The 538-nt window shown below is 46.8% G+C and carries 1 protein-coding gene and 1 pseudogene; both read left to right on the forward strand.

Going from position 1 to position 538, the window contains the following annotated elements; genetic code table 11:
* Nucleotides 1-273, forward strand: a pseudogene (locus ICL16_RS45600) (hypothetical protein); the annotation flags it as partial.
* Between the two features lie 5 nt (nt 274-278).
* Nucleotides 279-538, forward strand: a 260-nt coding sequence (locus ICL16_RS12055) for a recombinase family protein (protein ID WP_190827802.1), incomplete at its 3' end; no start/stop codon positions are given.

Raw genomic sequence — 538 nt, forward strand, 5'->3', positions numbered from 1 at the left:
GCCCAAACAGTCGGAAAGTTTTTACCCCAGAAATTGCTGCGCTTAAGTGAATGGGTGGCGGCACGCTCGCAAAAAGTTACGTCCGAATTTTCTTGTGCGACAGAAAATAAAGGAGTCTCACACAAGGATTTCAATGATGGCACAAAAGCATCTACTACCAACCGCTCAACCCGAAAACTCAGAAAGGATAAGTCGTCTAATAAAACTAACAGCACGGTTAGTGGACAAGATACTCGCAGCACGAGGTTCAGACGAGGTGACAGCAAGGAGTAAACCAGATGAATGCTAAAATTAGAACGACCCATCTGGAACGACGAGCAGTAGTGTACTTGCGACAGTCTACACCGAATCAGGTGGAGTATCACCGTGAAAGTACGGATAGACAGTATGCTTTGGCTGACCGCGCTCATTCCTTGGGTTGGGACAAGAGCCAAATTGAAGTTTTGGATGGAGATCTAGGTAAAAGTGGTCAAACAACCACCGGACGAGAAGACTTCCACCAGTTAATGGCTGCAGTTGGTTTAGGAGAAGTAGGGGC

This window comes from Iningainema tapete BLCC-T55 (genome assembly GCF_014698965.1).
Classification (GTDB): domain Bacteria; phylum Cyanobacteriota; class Cyanobacteriia; order Cyanobacteriales; family Nostocaceae; genus Iningainema; species Iningainema tapete.